Raw genomic sequence first — 2,979 nt, 5'->3', positions numbered from 1 at the left:
CGGCGGCGGAGTCCGGGTCACCGGGGTCGGCCCCGGTGGCCACCGCCGCGGCGGCGGCCACGTCGGCCACCGACCGCCCGAACGGGCCCAGGTGCGACAGCCGGTCGGCGCACGGCGGCACGTACGGGATCCGGGCGAAGGAGGGCTTGTACCCCACCACCCCGCAGAACGCCGCCGGGATCCGGATCGACCCGGCCCCGTCGGTGCCGAGCGCCACCGTGCACAGCCCGGCGGCGACCGCGGCGGCCGAACCGCCGCTGGAGCCGCCGGCGGTGCGCTCGGGGTCCCACGGGTTGCGGGTCGGCGGCGCCACCCGGCTCACCGTGCTCGCGCTCCAGCCGTACTCGGAGGTGGTGGTCTTGCCGATCACCACGGCGCCGGCGGCGCGCAGCCGGGCCACGGCGGGGGCGTCGCGCCGGGGCCGGTCGTTGACCAGCAGGGAGCCCCGGGTGGTGGCCAGGTCGGTGGTCTGGATCAGGTCCTTCACCGCCACCGTGACCCCGAGCAGCGGCCGGTCCTGCCAGGCCGCCGGGCCGGCCCGCCGGATCAGCAGGTCGGCGGCCTCCGCGTCGCGCAGCGCCGCGTCCTGGGCGACCGCGACGAAGGCACGCAGGGCCGGATCGCGCTCGGCGATGGCCTTCAGGGCGGCGGTCACCTGGTCGAGGACCGTGGACCCGCCGTCACGGAGCAGTTGTCTGGTCTGCTTGATGCTGAGGAACGTCAACGGGCATTCCTTCCACCGGCGGCCGTTGCGGCGCGGCAACAGGCTACGAAGCCGTTGTCGTGCGGTCAGGCAACACCGATGAAACTCCGGTGGAACGGCTGGCTGGTGAATGTGTAACGGCGACAGAGTTTTCCGCTCCGCGCGGTTCCCGACCGAACCGCGTTGATAGCATGAGCGCGTTCTGCGTCGGCGTGAATTCCCGCCCGCAGAAATTGGAGAGGTGCCCAGGCAATCGAGAGGTGCCGGAATGATTCCCCGTTATACGCTGCCCGAGATGCACGCCCTGTGGACCGACGACGCCAAGTACCGCACCTGGACGAGGGTCGAGGTGCTCGCCACCGAGGGGCAGGCCCGGCTCGGCCGGGTCCCGGCCGAGGCCCTGGCCGACATCCGCCAGGCCCCCGCCCCCTCGGCCGCGGCGGTCGCGCAGCAGGAGCGTGAGCGGGACCACGAGATCCTCGCCTTCCTCGCCGCGTACTGCGCCGGCCTGCCCGAGGAGTCGGCCCGCTGGGTCCACCTCGGGATGACCAGCTACGACCTGGTCGACACCGCGCTCGGGCACACCCTGGCCCGCGCGACCGACCTGGTGCTCACGGCGGCCACCCGGCTGCGCGCGGCGCTGACCGAGCGGGCCGTCGAACACTGGGACACCGTCTGCATCGGCCGTACCCACGGCATCCACGCCGAGCCCACCACCTTCGGGCACAAGCTCGCCACCTTCGCCTTCGCCGTGGACCGCAGCGTGCGCCGGCTGCGCGCGGCCCGCGAGGCGGTCGCGGTCGGCACCATCTCCGGCTCCGTCGGCACGTACGCGCTGATCGACCCCCGGGTCGAGCGGTACGTCTGCGACGCGCTCGGCCTCGGCGTCGAGCCGGCGCCCAGCCAGGTGGTGGCCCGGGACCGGCACGCGCAACTGGTGCAGGCGCTGGCCACCCTCGGCGCGTGCGTCGAGCAGATCGCGGTCGAGCTGCGGATGCTGCAACGCACCGAGGTCCGCGAGGTGGAGGAACCCCGCACCGTGGCGTACCAGGGGTCGAGCGCGATGCCGCACAAGCGCAACCCGACCACCTGCGAACGGCTGACCGGGCTCGCCCGCATCCTGCGCGGCCACGTCGGCGCCGTGCTGGAGGACGTCGCGCTCTGGCACGAACGGGACCTGGCGCACTCCCCGGTCGAGCGGGTCGTGCTGCCCGACGCGCTCACCGTCGCCCACTACCAGGCCACCGCCGCCGCCGACCTGATCGAGCGGATGACGGTCTTCCCGGAGCGGATGCGCGCCGCGGTGGACGCCACCCACGGGCTGGTGTACAGCTCCGTCGTCCTGGCCGACCTGCTGGAACAGGGCGTCGAGCGGGAGAAGGCGTACCGTCTGGTGCAGGCCGCCGCCAACCACACCGTCGCCTCCGGCGAGGACTTCGGTACCGCCCTCGGCGCCGCCGGGCTCGACGTGGGCCCGCTGGACCCGCGCCGGTTCCTCACCCACCACACTGTGATCCGCAAGCGATTGGAGTCCCTGCGATGACCTGGAAGACCGAACGGATCAACGGCGCCGACCTGGACATGGCCGAGGTGCGTGACCTCTACGACTCCTCCGGGCTCGGCGAGCGACGCCCGGTGGAGCAGACGGAGCGCTTCGCCGACATGGTGCGCAACGCCAACCTGGTCCTGGTGTGCCGGGTCGACGGGCAGCTCGTCGGGATCTCCCGCAGCATCTCCGACTTCTCCTACGTCACGTACCTGTCGGATCTCGCGGTCCGGGCCGAGTACCAGCGGCGGGGGGTCGGCCGGGCGCTGATCGACGCCACCCGCCAGGAGGCTCCGCTGGCCAAGCTGGTGCTGCTCTCCGCCCCCGCCGCCGCCGAGTACTACCCGCACATCGGCTTCACCCAGCACCCCTCGGCCTGGGTGCTCAACCCCTGACCGGGGACGACGCGGTGTCCGGCCGGCCCGGTCCGACCAGGTTACGGGGGTAGGTCGACCGGGCCCGCGTCGCCGCGGCCAGGTCGATCTCCCGGGTCGCGACCGGGTTCGACCGGTCCGTGCGGGCCAGCACGGCGCCCTCCGGGTCGATGATCCACCCGCACCCGCCGAACCCGCGCTCGGCCGGCGCCGCGCCCGCCGACCGGTTCGCCGACAGTGAGAACGTCCCGCCGGACAGCGCCGCCGCCCGCCCCGCCACCAGCCACCGCTCGGTCCACCCGGCCGAGGTCGCCCGGGGGGTGACCAGCAGGTTCACCCCCGCCGCGCCGGCCGAG

General features: G+C 74.0%; 4 protein-coding genes. 2 read left to right on the top strand and 2 right to left on the bottom strand.

Translation table 11 applies throughout. From position 1 onward, the window contains the following. A partial coding sequence (locus AWW66_RS31825; RefSeq protein WP_245648582.1) for an amidase family protein occupies window positions 1-655 on the bottom strand: 655 nt, incomplete at its 3' end. A gap of 316 nt (window positions 656-971) precedes the next feature. Between AWW66_RS31825 and purB the strand changes: the two genes are divergently transcribed. Both purB and AWW66_RS31815 read left to right on the top strand, forming a co-directional pair. Continuing rightward, window positions 972-2,246 (top strand): adenylosuccinate lyase, encoded by a 1,275-nt coding sequence (purB, locus tag AWW66_RS31820; RefSeq protein WP_083979299.1) that lies wholly within the window; start codon window positions 972-974, stop codon window positions 2,244-2,246. Continuing rightward, on the top strand, window positions 2,243-2,644 hold the full coding sequence (locus AWW66_RS31815) for a GNAT family N-acetyltransferase (RefSeq protein ID WP_067374441.1): 402 nt from the start codon (window positions 2,243-2,245) through the stop codon (window positions 2,642-2,644). Before purB ends, AWW66_RS31815 begins: the two co-directional genes overlap by 4 nt. Here AWW66_RS31815 and AWW66_RS31810 read toward each other — a convergent pair. Continuing rightward, on the bottom strand, window positions 2,634-2,979 hold a 346-nt coding region (locus AWW66_RS31810), incomplete at its 5' end, for a nitrilase-related carbon-nitrogen hydrolase (protein ID WP_211272171.1). The two genes, AWW66_RS31815 and AWW66_RS31810, sit on opposite strands and share 11 nt — an antisense overlap.

It is taken from the genome of Micromonospora rosaria, from assembly GCF_001567585.1.
GTDB lineage: Bacteria > Actinomycetota > Actinomycetes > Mycobacteriales > Micromonosporaceae > Micromonospora > Micromonospora rosaria.
The sequence above is the reverse complement of the archived record's forward strand: the minus strand, read 5'-3'. Positions and strand labels throughout refer to the sequence as shown.

Excerpts from the sequence above, each read along its gene's own strand:
- AWW66_RS31815 (WP_067374441.1), top strand. The coding sequence starts at position 2,243 with ATGACCTGGAAGACCGAACGGATCAACGGCGCCGACCTGGACATGGCC.
- purB (WP_083979299.1), top strand. The coding sequence starts at position 972 with ATGATTCCCCGTTATACGCTGCCCGAGATGCACGCCCTGTGGACCGAC.